17 protein-coding genes are annotated in these 17,501 nt (G+C 64.5%); 13 read left to right on the forward strand and 4 right to left on the reverse strand.

What is annotated here, in order from left to right; all coding sequences use genetic code 11:
* Positions 1-15 precede the first annotated feature (15 nt).
* The 3 genes from AC1DDO_RS01355 (at position 16) to moaA (ending at position 4,100) form a co-directional block, all read left to right on the forward strand.
* Positions 16-1,134: a PrpF domain-containing protein gene (locus tag AC1DDO_RS01355; protein WP_476866425.1), complete on the forward strand. Its 1,119-nt coding sequence runs from the start codon at positions 16-18 to the stop codon at positions 1,132-1,134.
* A gap of 12 nt (positions 1,135-1,146) precedes the next feature.
* Complete coding sequence (locus AC1DDO_RS01360; protein ID WP_476866426.1) at positions 1,147-2,595, forward strand: SLC13 family permease; 1,449 nt, start codon at positions 1,147-1,149, stop codon at positions 2,593-2,595.
* 449 nt (positions 2,596-3,044) lie between these two features.
* Positions 3,045-4,100: a GTP 3',8-cyclase MoaA gene (gene moaA, locus AC1DDO_RS01365; RefSeq protein WP_476866427.1), complete on the forward strand. Its 1,056-nt coding sequence runs from the start codon at positions 3,045-3,047 to the stop codon at positions 4,098-4,100.
* 79 nt (positions 4,101-4,179) lie between these two features.
* Here moaA and AC1DDO_RS01370 read toward each other — a convergent pair whose 3' ends face one another.
* Both AC1DDO_RS01370 and AC1DDO_RS01375 read right to left on the reverse strand, forming a co-directional pair.
* Positions 4,180-4,728, reverse strand: coding sequence for a COG4315 family predicted lipoprotein (locus AC1DDO_RS01370; RefSeq protein WP_476866428.1), 549 nt, complete (start codon positions 4,726-4,728; stop codon positions 4,180-4,182).
* Between the two features lie 315 nt (positions 4,729-5,043).
* A complete protein-coding gene (locus tag AC1DDO_RS01375; RefSeq protein WP_476866429.1) occupies positions 5,044-5,424 on the reverse strand; it encodes an EamA family transporter in 381 nt (126 codons plus the stop codon).
* 63 nt (positions 5,425-5,487) lie between these two features.
* Between AC1DDO_RS01375 and egtA the strand changes: the two genes are divergently transcribed.
* Genes egtA through egtD form a run of 4 tightly spaced genes read left to right on the forward strand, consistent with a single transcriptional unit; the run spans position 5,488 to position 9,870 of the window.
* On the forward strand, positions 5,488-6,780 hold the full coding sequence (gene egtA / locus AC1DDO_RS01380; protein ID WP_476866430.1) for an ergothioneine biosynthesis glutamate--cysteine ligase EgtA: 1,293 nt from the start codon (positions 5,488-5,490) through the stop codon (positions 6,778-6,780).
* The gene (gene egtB, locus AC1DDO_RS01385; protein WP_476866431.1) at positions 6,770-8,119 is read left to right on the forward strand and encodes an ergothioneine biosynthesis protein EgtB; all 1,350 of its coding nucleotides are present in this window, start codon (positions 6,770-6,772) and stop codon (positions 8,117-8,119) included. Before egtA ends, egtB begins: the two co-directional genes overlap by 11 nt.
* 3 nt (positions 8,120-8,122) lie before the next feature.
* On the forward strand, positions 8,123-8,887 hold the full coding sequence (egtC, locus tag AC1DDO_RS01390; RefSeq protein WP_476866432.1) for an ergothioneine biosynthesis protein EgtC: 765 nt from the start codon (positions 8,123-8,125) through the stop codon (positions 8,885-8,887).
* Positions 8,884-9,870, forward strand: coding sequence for an L-histidine N(alpha)-methyltransferase (gene egtD / locus AC1DDO_RS01395; RefSeq protein ID WP_476866433.1), 987 nt, complete (start codon positions 8,884-8,886; stop codon positions 9,868-9,870). The genes egtC and egtD overlap by 4 nt, the downstream gene beginning before the upstream one ends.
* A 41-nt stretch (positions 9,871-9,911) precedes the next feature.
* Here egtD and AC1DDO_RS01400 read toward each other — a convergent pair whose 3' ends face one another.
* Positions 9,912-11,090: an aminotransferase class V-fold PLP-dependent enzyme gene (locus tag AC1DDO_RS01400; RefSeq protein ID WP_476866434.1), complete on the reverse strand. Its 1,179-nt coding sequence runs from the start codon at positions 11,088-11,090 to the stop codon at positions 9,912-9,914.
* 194 nt (positions 11,091-11,284) lie between these two features.
* Complete coding sequence (locus AC1DDO_RS01405) at positions 11,285-12,034, reverse strand: formylglycine-generating enzyme family protein (RefSeq protein ID WP_476866435.1); 750 nt, start codon at positions 12,032-12,034, stop codon at positions 11,285-11,287.
* A gap of 518 nt (positions 12,035-12,552) precedes the next feature.
* On the opposite strand from AC1DDO_RS01405, the gene AC1DDO_RS01410 reads away from it, so the two are divergent.
* The 6 genes from AC1DDO_RS01410 to AC1DDO_RS01435 all read left to right on the forward strand — a co-directional run bounded on the left by AC1DDO_RS01410 (position 12,553) and on the right by AC1DDO_RS01435 (position 17,388).
* On the forward strand, positions 12,553-12,936 hold the full coding sequence (locus AC1DDO_RS01410) for a hypothetical protein (protein ID WP_476866436.1): 384 nt from the start codon (positions 12,553-12,555) through the stop codon (positions 12,934-12,936).
* Positions 12,937-13,080: 144 nt separating this feature from the next.
* A complete protein-coding gene (locus AC1DDO_RS01415) occupies positions 13,081-13,467 on the forward strand; it encodes a VOC family protein (protein WP_476866437.1) in 387 nt (128 codons plus the stop codon).
* A gap of 203 nt (positions 13,468-13,670) precedes the next feature.
* Positions 13,671-14,138, forward strand: a complete 468-nt coding sequence (locus tag AC1DDO_RS01420) for a hypothetical protein (protein ID WP_476866438.1) — start codon at positions 13,671-13,673, stop codon at positions 14,136-14,138.
* 452 nt (positions 14,139-14,590) lie between these two features.
* Positions 14,591-15,310, forward strand: coding sequence for a ZIP family metal transporter (locus AC1DDO_RS01425; protein ID WP_476866439.1), 720 nt, complete (start codon positions 14,591-14,593; stop codon positions 15,308-15,310).
* An 838-nt stretch (positions 15,311-16,148) separates the two neighbouring features.
* Entirely contained in the window at positions 16,149-16,781 is a 633-nt protein-coding gene (locus AC1DDO_RS01430; protein ID WP_476866440.1) for a DUF305 domain-containing protein, read from the forward strand.
* A 460-nt stretch (positions 16,782-17,241) separates the two neighbouring features.
* Positions 17,242-17,388, forward strand: a complete 147-nt coding sequence (locus AC1DDO_RS01435) for a lmo0937 family membrane protein (protein WP_476866441.1) — start codon at positions 17,242-17,244, stop codon at positions 17,386-17,388.
* Positions 17,389-17,501 lie beyond the last annotated feature (113 nt).

Here is a 17,501-nt window from a genome sequence, read left to right on the forward strand (position 1 = left end):
GATGTAGGGATCACGATGAAGTTGGAAGCTGAATGGATGCGCGGAGGCACCAGCAAGTGCTGGGTCTTCGAAACCGAGCACCTGGACGAAACCAGTACGAGCCTGGATGAGCTGCTTCCCCGGCTCTTCGGAAGTCCGGACCCCCGGCAAATTGACGGTGTCGGCGGAGCAACCTCGACAACGAGCAAGGCCATGATCCTTCGCCGACCCGCCAACGAGGACGTCGACGTCGAATTCACCTTCGCTCAGGTCGGCATCGAAGAGGCAGCAGTGGACTGGGGCAGCAACTGCGGCAACTGCTCCGCAGTTGTCGGCCTCTACGCCATCGAAAAGGGCTGGGTGATCCCCAGCGGGGATATCACCCGCATCGTCACCCGCAACACCAACACCGGGCAGATCATCATCCAGCGGGTCGCCACTCCCGCCGGCGCCCTGCCCATCGTTCCGGATGCTCAGATGCCCGGGGTTGCGTTCCCCGGCTACCGGGTCGGTCTCGGCTTCCAGGACCCAGCAGGCAAAACCACTGGAAACTTGCTGCCCACCGGCGAAGCGACTGACACGATAATGGCCGGCGGAACACGCTGGACTGTATCGATGGTCGACGCCGGAGCACCAGTAGTAATTGTCCGTGCCGAGGAGCTGGGCCTGGACACAGCCCGATACGACAGCTGGGTCGCCGGAGTGGAACTGCAACTGGAAACGTTGGAACACATCCGCCGGCAGGCGGCCGTTCGAATGGGTCTGGCGTTATCGGCCGCAGAAGCTGCCCGCGCCATCCCCAAGCTGGCCATTGTCGCCTCGCCCACCCAGTCGGACCCGGACTGCGACGTCAACGTCTTGATGCTCTCGATGGGAAAGCCCCACCCTGCATTGGCTATCACCGGCAGCATCGCGCTGACCCTCGCCGCACGGACCCCGGGCACCGTACTCAACAGCATCACCGTCGACACTCCGCGGCCCACCCTGAGACTACGGACTCCCGCGGGAGTGATCGAAACCTGGAGCGAGGAGCGCGACGGGTCCTTGCTGGTCGGCGTCGACCGAACGGCCCGCACTATCGCCACCACCATCATCCACCTCCCGGAAGCTCTCGGCAGCGCTGTCGAAGATTCACTAGCATCAGCAACTCAATGAGGAGCCAAGATCATGAATAAGACTATTTACCAACCCGCTCCCAAGGCAGAGAGCGAAATCCGGGAAAACCGTTCCAAGGGTCCCAATCGTCGGCGCCGTATCCTTCTGATATCGGTAGCCGCGATCGCGATCCTGGGTCTGGTCGCCCTCGTGTTCGGGGGTACCATTTTCAACCCGGCGGCCACCTCGGGATCGGAGCCGCCCATGACCGCTACACAGATCATCCCCCTGGTCATACTTGTCGTGATGTTCGTCGTCGCCACGAAATGGCCGCTGAACATCGGGGTGATGGGCCTGGTGGCATCGTTCGGCGTCGGCTATTTCATGCTCGGAATGAGCGACAAGGAGATACTCGCGGAATTCCCCGCCAGTATCGTTTTGACGATCATCGGGGTCACCTACTTCTTCAGCATGGCTCAGAAGAACGGGACCATAGACATCATCGTGCAGACTTGTGTGCGCCTCGTCAGGGGTAAGACACTGCTGCTCCCCTGGGTATTCTTCCTCTTGGCTGCCGCATTGACTTCGTTGGGCACCTTCTCCCCCGCCGCCGTCGCACTTCTCGCACCCGCTGCCATCGGCTTCGCCTACGAATCGCGCATCCATCCCGTACTCATGGGTGCGTTCATCATCAACGGAGCCCACGCCGGAGGGTTCTCCCCGCTGTCGGTTGCCGGCGTTCTGGTACACGACATCGCACTGAAGAATGGCTTTCCCATCTCCCAGGGCGCACTCTTTGCCGCCAGCTTCGCCCTGAACCTCATCCTGACGGCACTGACCGTCGTACTGTTCGCCCTCCTGGGCAAGCTGCGGGACGGCGAAGGCGCCCAGTACCTCGACGTTGACGGGGCCCGCACCAGCCGTCCCCACGGCCAGCAAATCCTCACCCTCCTGTTGATCCTTGCGATGCTTGTCTGCACACTGGGCTTCCACATGCCGATCGGCTTTGTAGCGCTCTCCGCCGGCCTTCTCCTGGCGCTGATCAACATCAAAGAACACCGGACCTTCATCGGCGGTATCTCCTGGTCCACCGTCCTGCTGGTGGCCGGCATGATCACCTACGTTTCCCTGCTCCAGCACGTCGGTGTCATCGATACCCTTGCAGAGCGAGCCCTCGCCCTGGGCGCACCCATGCTGATCGCCCTGGTCCTGTGCTACGTAATCGGTGTGGGCTCGGCCTTCGCCTCCTCCACGGCATTACTGACCGCATTCATCCCCCTTGCTGGTCCCCTGCTGGCATCCAGTTCGCTGAGCGCCTCCGGAACGGTCGCGGCACTCGCCATTGCCGCCACCGTCGTGGATGTTTCGCCCTTCTCCACCGACGGCGCACTCGTTGTCGCCAACGCCCGCGAAAACGACCGCCAACGCGTCTACAAGCAGCTGATGTTCTACGCCGGCGGAGTGGTCCTCGTAGCTCCGGCACTGGCCTGGGCCCTGCTCGTACCCACCGGCATCATGTAGCCGGATCCCGCGCCTCGGGCAACGGCCCGTCAGCAACCTGACGAGCCGTTGCCCGTCCCGGCAAAACCCACCAAAGCGTCCACGGTCACCGCACATCCACGATGGGCAAGATCCGAGGACACGCAACATGCCGCCGGACTCAACGTCCGGCACGCGCGCTGCCGTTCCCGCACTCCATCGCAACAGGTAGCCCGAAAGACGGGCGCGGGAACTGCGCAGCATGCGAGGGAGGCAGGGCGACCACGACGTCACCCTGCCTCCTCCCACAACTGTCCCCAGATACTGGCTAGATCTCACGTCGGGGTGTTGGAGGGCTACTGCGGTTTTGGACACCATGTCATCGAAACCGTTCCGTGGCATTCAACCCGACCCATTGTGAGCGCCTGGAGCGGGGCATACGCTGAAGGTTACAGGCGGTTGGCACTACTACCGCTTGGAGAGGGCGATGCATGGACGCCATTCCCATCACCGACACGTTTCGCCGGCCTCTGCGGGACCTGCGGATTTCCGTCACGGACCGGTGCAATTTCCGTTGCGTTTACTGCATGCCCAAGGAGATTTTCGGCAGGGATTTCGTTTTCATGCCCCGGGACCAGTTGCTTTCGTTTGAGGAAATCACCCGGCTGGCGTCCATCGCCGTCGCGCATGGGGTACGGAAGATCCGGTTGACCGGCGGGGAACCCCTGCTGCGGAAGGACATTGAGGTATTGGTCCGGATGCTGGCGGGTTTGCGCACCCCTGACGGGCTGGCGCCGGATCTGGCCATGACAACGAACGGCTCGGTTCTGGCGCAGAAGGCACAGGTCCTCAAAGATGCCGGGCTGAACCGTGTGACGGTGTCCCTTGACTCCCTCCGGGAGGAGACCTTCCAAGCAATGAACGACGTCGGTTATCCCGTGGCCAAAGTCCTGCACGCGGCAGAGGTCGCCCAGGCCACCGGTCTGGGGCCGGTGAAAATCAACATGGTGGTCAAGCGTGGGACGAATGACCAGGACATTCTTGATATGGCGAGGCATTTCAAGGGATCCGGGGTTATCCTGCGGTTCATTGAGTACATGGACGTGGGTGCGTCCAACGGCTGGAAAATGGACGAGGTGGTGCCCTCCGCCGAGGTCCTGGCCCGCATCAACGCAGTGTTCCCGTTGGAGGCAGTGGCGCCCAACTACCCCGGCGAGACGTCGGACCGCTGGCGCTACGCCGATGGCAGTGGCGAAATCGGAGTCATTTCCAGCGTGACGCAGGCCTTTTGCCGAGGCTGCACGCGGGCCCGGCTCTCCGCCGACGGAAAGCTGTTCACCTGTTTGTTTGCCACAGCCGGCACGGATCTGAGGGCACTGCTGAGGGGCGGCGCGTCCGACGTCGAGCTTTCCGCTGCATTGTCAGCCCTCTGGGGCGGTCGCACGGACCGCTACTCGGAACTGCGCCGGGCCCACACCCCCCAAGCGAATACCCCCGAGACCCTATCCGCCGCTCACAAGATCGAGATGTCGTACATCGGCGGCTAGCCGGGCCGACCCCGCCCGTTAACTCCAGCCCAACAACACCGGCCGCTTACGATCAGTGACCCTATGCCAGGTCGGCGGCTCAGTACCCTGAGATTGAACTTGCTACCTTGCCACCGTCCGGCGCAACAGCCCACCAGGTTCCACCGACTCCCTGGCCCTTCACATCTCCGGCTGCAGCGTCGTTCGCGTAGGTGTACACCGGCAGGCCGTCGACGGTCACCTGCATCGTTCCGTCGTCCCGACTGATGGTTCCAACTATGCCCGTGACGCCTGTCACCGGTGGCGTCGAGGACGTGGCCCTGACCGCGGGCCACATCCCCGAGCAGTCGGCATTGCAGGCACTCTTGCCCGAATTCGCCGTGTCCTTGTCGAACACGTAGACGGTCATTCCCTTGTCATCAACCACGACGCTGCCCAGGGAAGTGCTGGCTGTCTTGAGGACCGGCACGGCGGACTGGCCGGGGGTCGGCGTCGCCGAGCCGGAGGCTGCCCCCGCACCGGCCGACGAAGAACCGGACGATGACGTGCCCGGCCGGTACGCCCCGCCGCCCGGCGACGGCCCGCACCCGGTGAGTGCGGCCAGCCCCACCGCACCCGCAAGGACTACAAGCCCGATGCCCTTTTTCATGATCATTTCCTGACTTCAGTATCCGCAGGCCGAATCTACTGGCCCCGCTGATCACACGTAGCCGGAGGCGGCCAGGTTCACCGGGCCGGCAAGCAGTTACCCGGTGCGTAGGGTCCGAGTCCGTTCCGGCTGCCCGAGCCCAGCAGCTGTTGTAACGGCGTAGACCGGCAACGCGCCGACAAGACGCTCTCGGGAGCCAACACGGAGGTCTGAACGGTAGTGGAGTCAGAGTCCTCCGTGGCCTGTTCCGTCGGGGCAAACAGGGAATTCGGGCATAGCCAGTCTGCTGGATTCATTTGGCGGGAGGACGGTCGACTACTTCTGCCCTTGGCCGATGAGATCGGAGTCGATGCGGGCGCCGTCGTGTTCGCGGGAGCGCGGTTGCCGGCGGCCACCGCGCTGCGCCGCAGCGCCGGCGAGGACAACAAGCACGATGCCCCCGAATTGGGTAAGCGAGGGCTGCTGATGCAGCACGAACAGCCCGAGGATCACGCCGATGGCGGGCTCGAGGGCCCTCAGGGTACCGAACGCGGTCGGCGTCATCCGGCGCAGGGCACGCATCTCGAGCGCCATTGGCAGCACCGGCATCAGGACGGCCAGACCGAGGGCGGCGGCGAGGACACTGGCGGCGGCCCGTCGGGAAGACCGTCCTGTCGCCCCTGTGGAAGCGCTTGCAAGTGGCTGAATCGTTGACAAGGCAGAAAGGGGGCTGTTTAGCTTGCTGCCTGAAGACAACCGCCGCGGAAGGAATGGTGTGGCGTGAGCTCTGCATGGCTGCCCGGGCGTGTCATCCGCCCGCTCACCGAGTCCGATGCCGAGGTGTATGTGGCGTCGGTGTGCTTCAAGACAGGGCCGCCGGGTCCTGCCGGAGTGGAGGTCGAGCGACTGGTCCACGATGTCGCGAACCACAGGCTCCCGGTGCCCGTTGCACGGGTCAGCGAGGCCGTGGCGGCGTCGGCGGAACCGTTGCCTGGCGGAGGCGTGATCACCTTTGAGCCGGGAGGTCAGCTGGAAATCAGCTCCGCCTGCGCGGCTGATCTTGCGGCGCTAGTCGCGGCGACACGCGCAGACCTTGCCGCCGTTGAGGCCCTGCTTGCGGACGGCGGCCTTTGCTTCGGCTCATTGGCGCTGGACCCCAACCGGCCGCCCTTGCGGTCACTGGATCATCCTCGCTACGCCGCGATGGAGCATCATTTTGACCGCAGCGGCCCTGCCGGGCGCACGATGATGTGTTCCACGGCTTCCCTGCAAATTTCCCTGGACGCCGGATTCGACAGCCCAGGCACCGCCGGCGCCAATCAACGATGGTCCCGCCTGCACAATCTGCTGCCGGTCCTCGTTGCCATGTTTGCCAACTCCCCGTTCCTTCACGGCGTCCCCAGCGGCTGGCACAGCAACCGTCAGCGTATGTGGCTGGCCACGGATCCGACCCGGACCGCCGCGGTCCCTAGCGCCGCGGACCCCCGCCTCGCCTGGGCACGCTACGCACTCGATGCACTCGTGCTCTGCATTCCCTCGGAGACGGCTTCCTGGAAAGCTCCGCCCGGGCTGACGATGCGAAACTGGCTTCGCGGGGACGGCCCGAGGCCCGTCACGCTGGATGACCTGACTTACCACCTGACAACCCTGTTCCCGCCTGTCCGGCCACGGGGGTTCCTGGAGATCAGGGTGATCGATGCACAGGAAGGCAGCGATTGGGAGACGGTCACGGCCATGGTGACTGCGCTCATGGACGATGAACGCGCAGCCGACCTCGCTGAAGAGGCCTGCGCCCCGCTTGTTTCCCTATCCGATCCGATCAGGACGGCGGCCCGTGACGCGCTGGCGGCTCCTGCGCTCGCCTCCGCAGCCCTCGGCTGCGCCGAGGCCGCGCTGATGGCATTGCCCCGATTGGGAGCCGACGCCGCCACGAGATACCGGGCAGAAGATTTCGTTGACCGCTACACGGCGCGGGGCCGGAGCCCTGCGGACGAACGAGTGGACCGGTGGCAAAGAACCGGCAGCTATTTTTGTTCGCCAGAGTATGAGAAGGGTTCCGAAAATGCCAGATAACCTTCCCGGGTCCGACATCGATCCGGAAACTCTCAGGACGCTCATCGCCGACGGGCTGGAAAGGGCACGGAAACGGACGCATGCGCTGACGGAGTGCGACGAGGAAGACCTGCTGAAGCAGCACTCACCGCTGATGTCGCCGCTGGTCTGGGACCTGGCGCATGTCGGCAGCCAGGAGGAAATCTGGCTGGTGCGCGACGTCGGCAATATGGAGCCGGTGCGGTGCGACATCGACCAGATGTACGACGCTTTCGAGCATCCCCGCAGCGCCAGGCCCTCGCTGCCGCTCCTCTCGCCGGAGGAGTCCCGAAAGTACCTTGCCCAAGTGCGCACCAAAACACTCGACATCCTGGACCGGATCCCCTTGGAAGGCCAGCCGCTGGTGGATCGGGGCTTCGCATTCGGGATGATCATCCAGCACGAGCAGCAGCACGACGAGACGATGCTGGCCACGCACCAGCTCCGCGTGGGCGCCCCGGTCCTGCAGGCCCGGCCGTTGCCGGCCGACGTCCTGCCTCCGGACCGGTCCTCCCTGGCCAAAGAGGTGCTGGTCCCTGCCGGGCCGTTCATGATGGGGACTTCAGTGGAGCCGTGGGCACTGGACAATGAACGGCCAGCCCATGAGATTCATGTACCGGACTACTGGATCGACACCGTTCCCGTCACCAACGGCGCCTACCGGTCTTTCATCGACGACGGCGGCTACAACGACCCGCGCTGGTGGACGGCCCAGGGGTGGAACCACGTCAGGGAAGCCGGGCTGGCAGCACCCAAGTACTGGGAACGCAACGGTCACCAGTGGTTCAGGACCAGGTTCGGCGTCGTTGAACCGGTGCCCGAGGACGAGCCGGTGCAGCACGTGTGCTGGTTTGAAGCGGACGCCTACGCCCGCTGGGCCGGGCGCCGGCTTCCAACGGAGGCAGAGTGGGAAAAGGCTGCGCGGTACGACCCCCGGTCGGGACGCTCGCGCCGCTACCCCTGGGGCGACGAAGATCCTTCACCTCATCACGCGAACCTTGGCGGGTCAGCGCTCCGGCCGTCGCCCGCCGGCTCCTACCCGGGAGGAACATCACCGCTGGGAGTGCGCCAGCTCATCGGTGATGTCTGGGAATGGGTCTCCAGTGACTTCCGCCCGTACCCCGGTTTCAACGCCTTCCCGTATCGGGAGTACAGCGAAGTGTTTTTCGGATCTGATTACAAGGTGCTGCGCGGCGGGTCCTGGGCGGCTGACCCGGCCGCGTGCCGGGGGACATTCCGGAACTGGGACTACCCGATCCGCCGGCAGATTTTTGCCGGGTTCCGCACAGCGCGCGACGCCGCACCAGCCGAGGTGCATTAGCCCATGTGTCGCCATCTGGCGTACATCGGATCCCCGATGCCGCTCGCGGAGCTGCTGCTCACCCCCGGCCATGGGCTGCTAACTCAGTCGTGGGCGCCCAGGCGTCAGCGTAACGGGACGGTAAACGCCGATGGTTTCGGCGTCGGCTGGTACGCCCCGGGCGATCCCCTGCCTGCCCGTTACCGCCGCGCCATACCGATCTGGGCGGACAGGTCATTCGCCGACGTCGCCAGAGTTACCTCAAGCCGGGCCGTTCTCGCGGCCGTCCGATCCGCGACATCGGGGATGACCCAGGAGGAGTCAGCTGCTGCCCCGTACGCGAGCGGCCCCTGGCTTTTCAGCCACAACGGACGCGTCGAGGGCTGGCCGGACGCGTTGGAAGGTCTGGCCGCGGCGCTTCCGACGTCGCGCTTGCTGGCACTCGAAGCCCAAGTCGACTCCGCCCTGCTCTGGGCCCTCGTCCTCGAACAGCTCGCCGCCGGGGACAGCGCCGGCGATGCGCTGACGCACGTAGTCCGCAGTGTCACCGCCGCCACCAGTGCCCGGCTGAACTTTCTGCTCACCGACGGCACGCACATCGCAGCCACAGCTGCCGGGGATACCCTTTTTTGGCGAACCGGCCCCGGGAGCGTCGTGGTGGCCAGCGAACCATCCGACGACGGCCCCGGCTGGCACGAAGTGCCCGACAACTGCCTCCTGACCGCAACCGCAGATCACGTCGACATACGTCCGATTTCCAACCTCACGAAGGAACAGGTGGCCCCATGAGCCTCTCCACCGAACGCTCCGAAATCATTCACCACCTGCCTCCGGACCACCTGGGGCGCAGCCTGCGCGCCGATGTGCGCGCCGGACTCACAGCATCGCCAAAGACGCTGCCGCCCAAGTGGTTCTATGACAAGCTCGGCAGCGAACTGTTTGAGCGGATCACCGAGCTGCCGGAGTACTACCCGACGCGGGCCGAACGTGAGGTGCTGGAGCTCTACTCAGCGGAGATGGCGGCTGCGAGCCCTGCAGAGACGCTGATCGAGCTCGGGTCCGGATCTTCCCGGAAGACCCCGCTGCTGCTCAACGCCCTCAGGAAGACCGGATCCCTCCGCCGCTACGTTGCCGTGGATGTCAGCGACACCGCACTGCTGGATGCCCAAAGCGAATTGGCTCCGGCCTTTCCCGACCTCAAACTGCAGGCTGTGGCCGCGGATTTCGAGACCCAGCTGCACCTTCTGCCACGGACGGGACGCCGCATGATCGCGTTCCTCGGCGGTACCATCGGCAATCTTGAGCCTGAGGCCAGGGCCCGCTTCCTCGCGGACGTCCGCGAGTTGCTCGGCGACGACGGCGGCTCGCTGCTGCTCGGCACGGATCTGGTGAAATCACCACACATCCTGGTTCCGGCGTACGCCGACGCGGAAGGAGTCACCGCCGAGTTTAACCGGAACGTGCTGCGCGTCCTCAACGCCGAGCTGGGTGCCGACTTCGACGTGATGGCCTTTGAGCACGTGGCGGTATGGAGGCCCCAGGAGGAGTGGATCGAGATGCGGCTGCGCGCCAGCAGACCAATGCTGGTCCGACTCCCCGGAGTGGCCATGGACGTCCATTTCCACGAGGGTGAGGAACTGCGAACGGAGATTTCGGCCAAGTTCCGCCCCGAGGGCGTGGTTGAAGAGGTCGAAACAGCGGGGTTCGCCGCCGTCGGGCAATGGACCGACCGGCAGAACCGCTACGCCATGACCCTGGCCGAAGCCGTCTAGGCTGGCCGGTGAACGGGTACCGTCAGGTACCCCCGCGACGTTCACCGAAGGAAGTCGACCAGTCGCTGTAGCTCGCTCTCGGTGTTGTAGTAGTGCACCGAGGCCCGCACCACCATGTCCTCCCCCGGCCACCTGCCTGCGGGAAGTGTCTCGGCCCGGACAGATGGGGGCGCCACGGAGACATTGATCCGTTCATCCGCCAGCCGGCTCCTGATGTTCCGGGCGTCGCTTCCCTTCACCGAAAACGTGACGATGCCGCACCGGATGATCCCGCGGTCATGGACAGTGACCGCGGGAACCGCCGCCAGGTCGCCCCTCAGCCGCTCCGCGAGCGCGGCAACACGCTCCTGAACAGCGTCCAGCCCCAGGGCCAGGGCGTAATCTGCTGCCCGGCCCAGGCCCAGCCGTCCGGCGGCACTGGCCTCCCAGCTCTCAAATCGCCGGGCATCGCCGCGAATTTCAAAGCCCCCGGCACCGGTCGGAACGGCGGAATGCCCGTCCAGCATGGCCGGCTCAAGCCGGTCCATGACTCCAGCGCGCACATAGAGGAAAGCGGTGCCGCGTGGTCCGCGCAGGAACTTCCGCCCCGTGCCCGCCAGAACGTCGCAGCCCAATGACTGCACGTCCAACGGCATCTGGCCCACCGACTGGCATGCGTCGAGCACAAACATCACCCCGGCAGCGCGGCAGCGTTTGCCAACCTCCGCCGCCGGATTTACCAGTCCGTTGGCCATGGGCACATGGGTCAGGGCCACCATGGCCACGTCTCCGCGCTCAAGCTCCCGCTGCAGGTGCTCCACGTCAACCTGCCCGTGGGAATCGTCGTCGAGCACCACAACCTGCAGATCATGACGACGCGCAAGGTGCCGCAGCGCAATGACGTTGCCGGCATATTCGGTGTGTCCGATCAGCACGCGGGTTCCGGAGACGAAAGGGAAGCTGTACACCGCCGCCGCCCAGGCACGGCTGCCGTTTTCGGCCAGGGCTATCTCGTTGGGCCCGGCCCCGATCAGCCGGGCCACCGAGGAGTACACGCCCTTCAGCCGATCATCAGCCTCCTCCGCCGCCTCATAGCCGCCGATCTCTTCCTCACGGCGCAGATGAGCCACCACGGTTTCCAATACGGGACTGGGGACCAGCGAACTTCCCGCATTGTTCAGATGGGACACGCTCAGGGCACCACGGGTCTGCTGGCGCACCGCTTCGACATCAATTGGCATAACCCACATCCTGCCGCACTTGTGCCTGCATGTAATCCCGGCCCCGGCCGCCATCGTGGCTGCTTCTCATTGGTCATGAATCCGGGGAAAGGTCTTCAAGAAATCCGGTCTCTCGAGGTGTTCAACGTCCGCGCCAGCCAACCCGAGCTGCCGGGCAGTAACGTGACCCGCTAGGCCCGCACACAACCTCGGCCTTACATGTCTTGCCGCGGGGTCCAACCGGCGGGGCGTGGGCCCGGCGTTTGGGCGCGCTCACGATCGGTGCGAGCGGACCACCCCTGCACCGTGTCGCCGCCAGTTACGGCTCCCCGAGCGATCCGGAACCCCACATCCTCGTGATGCATATCGGGGGCACCGCCGCGCCGGACCGAGGCTCGTACGCTCCACGCCTCATCAGCAAAGCCCCCACCCCGGAACACGCGATACTCTCCATACCGAGCGGGATCGAGGAAGTCCCAGCACCACTCCCAGGTGTTGCCGAGCGTGTCGAACAAGCCGAAGGTATTGGGTCGTTTCATGCCCACGATTTGCGGACTCAACACGCCGTCGGCCGCGGTCCATGCGACTTCGCCAAGATCGCCGTAGCGCGGCCCCGACGTCCCCGCCCGGCACGCATGCTCCCATTCCGCTTCGGTCGGGAGCCGGTAGCCCGGACGCTCCGGGTGCCACTCCGCCTCGCCATTGTCCAGCGTGTACGCAGCAGGCAGACCCGCGAGTGCAGAAGCCTCGTTGCAGAAACGAATCACATCCCACCAGGTCAGGTCTGTTGCAGGCCGGCGGGATATGGACGGCGCCAGCCCTGACACGCGCGCGTGGAGTTCTTCAGTCACGGGGACGCACCCGATTTCAAATGGCACGAGATCCACACTCCACCTGCGCTGACGTCGGGCGTCGTGCAGCGAGACGGTACCCCCTGCCAATTGCACAAGTCCGAAGTCGATCACTGTCCGATCATTTCATCCGGCAATGCTGAGTTCATCCTTGGACAGTGCGTGGCGCCGCCCTTGCCGCTGCCCGGGGACGCGAAACTATCAGGGTTGTCAGTGCCCATAGTCCCTTGACGCATGGCAAGCACCGGAGCAATGTTCACACGAGAGCCATGCCTCTGATGGCCGATAGCCGTCCGGGCCCAGCCCTCGTGCCGCGACAACCGGGTGCACAACGGACCACAATGCATCCCTTGTGCTCTTCCCAGGCGGAGCCGCCTGCGGTCAACCTCGGGGGCGCTTCGGTGACCTCTTGGACAGGAGAAGTAAGGATGGATCTCGAGCATCCGCCCCCGGGCCCAAAGACGGTAACGGCGGTTAGGGCCGCCAAAGACGCTGCGCGGGCATCCATTTCCGCGTCGCGGAAGAAAGTTTCGTACGGCGCCCAGGACCGCAGAGGACCACTCCTGTGGAATTCAGGCCTGGAAAGGCTCACCAACCGAACCCGCCGGCCGGGACAGCCAGCCGATGCTGGCATGAACCTGTTCTACGAGGACCTTGAGTGGAATCCCCTCTTTGGCCCGGGCGATCCCTCGGGGATCATTCCGAGGGACACGGACAAGGTTCCGCCTGGAAATATGGCCAATGCGGGAGGGCTGATACTGCCCTGGTGCTCGAATTCAAAAGAGGTCCGCCAGAGGGCCATTGTTGTGTACCGCCTTGGGGAGGACCTGGATACGATCGAAGATCCCCTCACGTATGTCTTCCAGTATTACTGGGACAACGTGGGGTACTTCTTGCCGGCCACCTTTGGGTCTTTCGACGAGAAGATCTCTATGGGTGAGGGGCCCAGCTCATCTCTCAATGTGGACTTCATCCTCGGTCCTGCAGGAGACCTGGTTGCCAGGGCATGGGCGTAGGGTCCTGGCTGAAGTGGCACGGCCCTGCCAATCACTTGGCGGCAACCCTGCCCGCCTCCGACACTGCACTTCCCCCGCTCTCTTGAATTCTTCCGGGGGCTGGACGTCAGATGGTGTCTGACAACCACACCCAAGGAGGCCACCATGACGGTCACTTTCAACCACACCATCATCTACGCAACAGACAAGCGCCGTTCGGCGACGTTCCTGGCCAACGTACTCGGGCTGCCGGAACCCCAACCTATGTGGTCTTTCATGACCGTACCGCTTGACCATGGAGTAGCCCTCGATTTCGCTACGACGGACCGGCCCATCTCCCCGCAGCACTACGCCTTCCTGGTCAGCGAGGAGGACTTCGACGGAATCTTCGCAAGGATCCAGGCCCAGGGCATCCCCTACTGGGCAGACCCTGGACGGTCCCGCCCGCACCAGATCAACCACAACGACGGCGGACGCGGCGTCTACTTCGCGGATCCTGACGGACATTTCCTCGAGGCGATCACGCGTCCGTATGGATCGGGTGCTGCATGATCCACCCCCGTGCGGGTTTTTCGCGAAGACCTTCGCCCACTTAGCCTCAATCTCCTTGTCCTCCACCACGGCGTCGCCCTTGAGCACTATGCCTTGCCGACCTTTTCCGTTGTAAACAGCACCTGAGTCCCCGCGGGCACCCCCTCCGGGCGAGCCCCCTGCCCCTCGTCACTCGCCCCCTTGCGGATCGGTAGGCTAAGCCCATGGCATTGGGGCATGCGGCGCAGCCGCGGGCAGTCCGGTCCCACAGAGTGGTCCTGGATGCGTACGCGTTGATCAAGGGTTGGCTCATCGCCACCTCGCTGTGGGTGGGCGTGCTACTTCTTCTGGTGGCGGCAGGCTATGGTGTGCCCGCCTCGCGCGACGGCACCGACGCTGGCCACGTGTGGGGCTTATTGGGCATGGTGGTTTTTTATGGCTTCGGAGTTTCCCTGGTGTTTGCGGCGCCACTGGCCTGGGTGTTGGCTTACCTTTTGCGCCCGGTCCGTTATCAATGGATCCACATCGGAGCCTTTTTCGCGGTGCCCACCCTCGTATTCTGGCTGCTGGGAAGCGTCCTGGGTCTCGGCTGGCAGCCCTGGTTGCTGATCCCATGGGCAACCGTTGGCGCAGCGGCAGCCATCGGCCGTTGGGCAATCCGCAAAGACGTCCTTGCAGCTGACCCGGCCTGACCGCTCGCTGCAGGATCCCTCTGCGGACGGGAGAAAAGCGGCAGCACTAGAGCAGCGAAGCTGTTTTGGTGTGGGAGACAGGGCTTTCACTCGATGTTGTAGTCCTTCGACTGTTTCAAGTCATCGCCTTTCCAAGTGATGCGGAGAACGCTCTCGTCGCCACCGAAGATGTGGGCTCTTCGACCGATGCAAAGTCACCCCTTCAACCTCCTGCGTTCCCGTGTTCGTCATCTAGTTACCCCAGCAGTTCGATCATGGGCTGGAAGATGGTCTCCGTATGGGCCCGGTTCTCTGCAAGGGGCTGCTGTCGCCCTGATGCTCGGCCCCTTCCTCCGGGACCGGAGCGCAGTTTCCAGACCGCTGCGCCTCGCGCGCGGCCCTTGCCATTCCCGTGGCCGTTCGGGATGATGCCTAGGCACGGGGCTTTAGTGCCTAAGCCGAAAGGGGCGCCGATGCTGCAAGCATTTGGCTGGGGTCTGCTTGCCGGGTCCTCGTACTTCCTGGGTGGACTGCTCGCCCTGCGGTGGCGCGTTGGCAACAGCATCCTGCTCGGCATCCTGACCGGGCTCGGTGCCGGCGCCCTGCTCTCGGCCGTCGCTTACAAGCTCGTGGCGGAGGCGGGGCGGCTGGCCGGCGGGAGCGGTTATGTCGGGGTGGGACTGATCGGCGGGGCCGTGGCGACGGCGTGGGTGGTGACGGGTGCCGTGCGAGGCCGGCGGCTGTCCGAACCTCCCGTCCACGAGCCCAGGTTCCTAGTGATCGGGCTGTCCGTGGTCGCCGAAGCGGTTGTTATCACCGGGGCGCTACTCGGCGGCTACGGCATCAGTGCCGCGGTGCTTGCCGCTGTCTTCCTCTGCGGCGTGCCCGAGGCCATGGCCGACACCGAACCGCTGCGCAAGTCAGGCATGACCACCCGCCACGTTATGTCCGCCTGGCTGGCCATGACGCTCTTGTGCGCAGCGTCGGTGGCCATCTTCACAGTGCTGCTTCAGGCCGCCCGGCCCGAGGTGGTAGCCTTCTCGCTCGCCTTCGCCGGCGGCGGCGTCCTGACGAACGTAACGACCCGCATGGTGCCGGAGGGGCTCCGGGACGCCGGCGCCGCCACCGGCATCGCGATCGCCGTCGGATTCGGCCTCTCCTACGCCCTTGTGGAGATCCTCGGCGAGCACTGAGGCCGTGATCCTTGCGGTGGGCGATGACAGGTTCCATCACGCTGCCACATCCCGGACCGCGAGGACAGGGAATGATGGGAGTCATCGAAGTCCGCTAGGCACCGGCAGCACGTGTCCCGACGACGGCCCGGCCAACGCCCAGCCTGTAGCCTTAGCCTGTCCGACGTCCGACACTACTATCCGGAGGGAAAACAGCGTGGCCGCAGCTTTCATGAACCATGCCACAGCTGCCCTCCGCCGCGGATTCCTAGTGATGGGCGTTCTTGCCGTCGTGGCCGGATTCCTCGGGATGCACATCATGACGGGAATACATGGCGCCCATGCCATGACTGGGGTGACTTCCTCCACGGAATCTGCGGGGACGTCCTCCCAAACGGCACAGAGCCTCGCATCACATCCTGGCGCCCATGACCTGAGCGCCGTTACAACCGCCAATGACTCCATTGCGCCGCCCCGTGCGACCCCGCCGGGTCCCGGCCTGACGGGCAACAGCCGAACGGACGAGCCGTCGGCGACGTGCGCGTGCGAATCGAGCTGCACCGACCCTGCATCAATGCACTCGGCCTGTGTGCCCTCGGCGGCCGGGACCTCCCTGGCCGCGCCCCCACCGGGCGCGGCACCCACGTCCATCCACACCCCGGACCTGTGCGGAAACGACGCCGCCCGAAAATACTCTTATATGCCTGCGAGTCCTTCACCAGGCGATCTGTCCATCAGTCGGACGTAAGACCGGACCGCGCCGTGTCATGCCCGGCGCCCCCACTTACCCGACACGTTACCGCGCGGTATTCCCGCAGCGCTGACGTGTCATCCGCAGGCGCGCAACAGCGCCAATTTGATGATTGAAGGACTTATCACCGTGAAGAAGACCCTGACCATTTCTGCCCTGGCCATCGCCGCCGCCCTCGCCCTTGCCGGCTGCGCCGGCAACTCCGGAAGTACACCCACCAGCGCCATGCCGGGTATGGGCAGCGGCGGCATGGGCATGTCGTCAAGCTCAGCCCCCGCAACCGCGGACCACAACGCCACCGACACCATGTTCATCCAAGGGATGATCCCGCACCACACCCAGGCCGTGGAAATGAGCGACATGATTCTCAAGAAGCAGGGAATGGATGCGCGGATCACCGCGCTGGCCACGAAGATCAAGGCCGCGCAGGCGCCCGAAATCGAGCAAATGACGGTATGGCTCAAGACCTGGAACGAACCCACCCAGATGGCCGGCGGTCATGGCATGGGCGACGGGATGATGGGCGATGACGACCTGAAGAAGCTCGACGCCGCCCAGGGCACCGAAGCGGCCAAGCTGTTCCTGACCCAGATGATTGCCCATCACGAGGGGGCGGTGATGATGGCCAAGACTGAAAGCAGCCAAGGCAAGAACCCCGAAGCCATCCAGCTGAGCAAGGGGATCGTGACCGCTCAGGAAGCTGAAATCCAGGAAATGAAGGATCTGCTGGCGGCCCTCTAACCAGCGTCGGGCCCCGGTCCGCCTTCGGACSGGGGCCCGACCAGGTCCCACACGTCGACCAGAACGGCGATCTTGGCAGCGATGTCTGCCATCGATTCTTCGTCAGTGTTCAAGCCGCTTCGCGAGCCGAGCAAGGGACCGACCCCTCGGTGAGGGTGCCTCAAGCCCTATACGTGACAACCGCTTATTGTTTTCCATTTCCAAGAACCCGGTCCTGACATAGGGTGAAGCGCACCACGCGATACTTGCGTGGGCCTCTGGCCGGAATCACGAACTGGATCCTGGGAAATGGATGCGCATCAGGGTTGATCAAAGCGGTAGATACGACGAGGAGACGTGCCGGTACCGTCACTCAACGCGGCTCTGACCGTCACGTCATTCCCGCCGTGCGCCAAAATTTGCAGACCGGCCGAGACGCAAAATCAGCACGTCCATCCGCAGACACACAAGGGAGACTCTCATGTTGCTTTGGATAGCCATCATTATCGCCGTTCTCTGGCTTCTCGGATTGCTCGGCGGCATCGGCGGGGGGCTCATTCACTTGCTTTTGGTTATTGCCGTCGTAGTTCTGATCTTCCACTTCATCCGCGGCAGGTCTCGCACCTAAATACGCCGAAAGCGTTTGCCAGCGCCTGGATTCGGTCGTCGTCGGCGATTGGCTGCTGTGGTTCTGGCGGTTTGCTTGCCAGTGGTGGGCCGCTCACAGAGTGCGCCAAGGCA

Source organism: Arthrobacter sp. 10N43, assembly GCF_056394525.1.

Coding starts and splice junctions, on each gene's coding strand:
- AC1DDO_RS01410 (WP_476866436.1), top strand. CDS start 12,553: ATGAACCTGTTCTACGAGGACCTTGAGTGGAATCCCCTCTTTGGCCCG.
- egtC (WP_476866432.1), top strand. CDS start 8,123: ATGTGTCGCCATCTGGCGTACATCGGATCCCCGATGCCGCTCGCGGAG.
- AC1DDO_RS01400 (WP_476866434.1), bottom strand. CDS start 11,090: ATGCCAATTGATGTCGAAGCGGTGCGCCAGCAGACCCGTGGTGCCCTG.
- egtD (WP_476866433.1), top strand. CDS start 8,884: ATGAGCCTCTCCACCGAACGCTCCGAAATCATTCACCACCTGCCTCCG.
- AC1DDO_RS01425 (WP_476866439.1), top strand. CDS start 14,591: ATGCTGCAAGCATTTGGCTGGGGTCTGCTTGCCGGGTCCTCGTACTTC.
- AC1DDO_RS01415 (WP_476866437.1), top strand. CDS start 13,081: ATGACGGTCACTTTCAACCACACCATCATCTACGCAACAGACAAGCGC.
- AC1DDO_RS01355 (WP_476866425.1), top strand. CDS start 16: ATGAAGTTGGAAGCTGAATGGATGCGCGGAGGCACCAGCAAGTGCTGG.
- egtB (WP_476866431.1), top strand. CDS start 6,770: ATGCCAGATAACCTTCCCGGGTCCGACATCGATCCGGAAACTCTCAGG.
- AC1DDO_RS01430 (WP_476866440.1), top strand. CDS start 16,149: ATGATTGAAGGACTTATCACCGTGAAGAAGACCCTGACCATTTCTGCC.
- AC1DDO_RS01370 (WP_476866428.1), bottom strand. CDS start 4,728: ATGAAAAAGGGCATCGGGCTTGTAGTCCTTGCGGGTGCGGTGGGGCTG.
- AC1DDO_RS01420 (WP_476866438.1), top strand. CDS start 13,671: ATGGCATTGGGGCATGCGGCGCAGCCGCGGGCAGTCCGGTCCCACAGA.
- AC1DDO_RS01435 (WP_476866441.1), top strand. CDS start 17,242: ATGTTGCTTTGGATAGCCATCATTATCGCCGTTCTCTGGCTTCTCGGA.
- moaA (WP_476866427.1), top strand. CDS start 3,045: ATGGACGCCATTCCCATCACCGACACGTTTCGCCGGCCTCTGCGGGAC.
- AC1DDO_RS01360 (WP_476866426.1), top strand. CDS start 1,147: ATGAATAAGACTATTTACCAACCCGCTCCCAAGGCAGAGAGCGAAATC.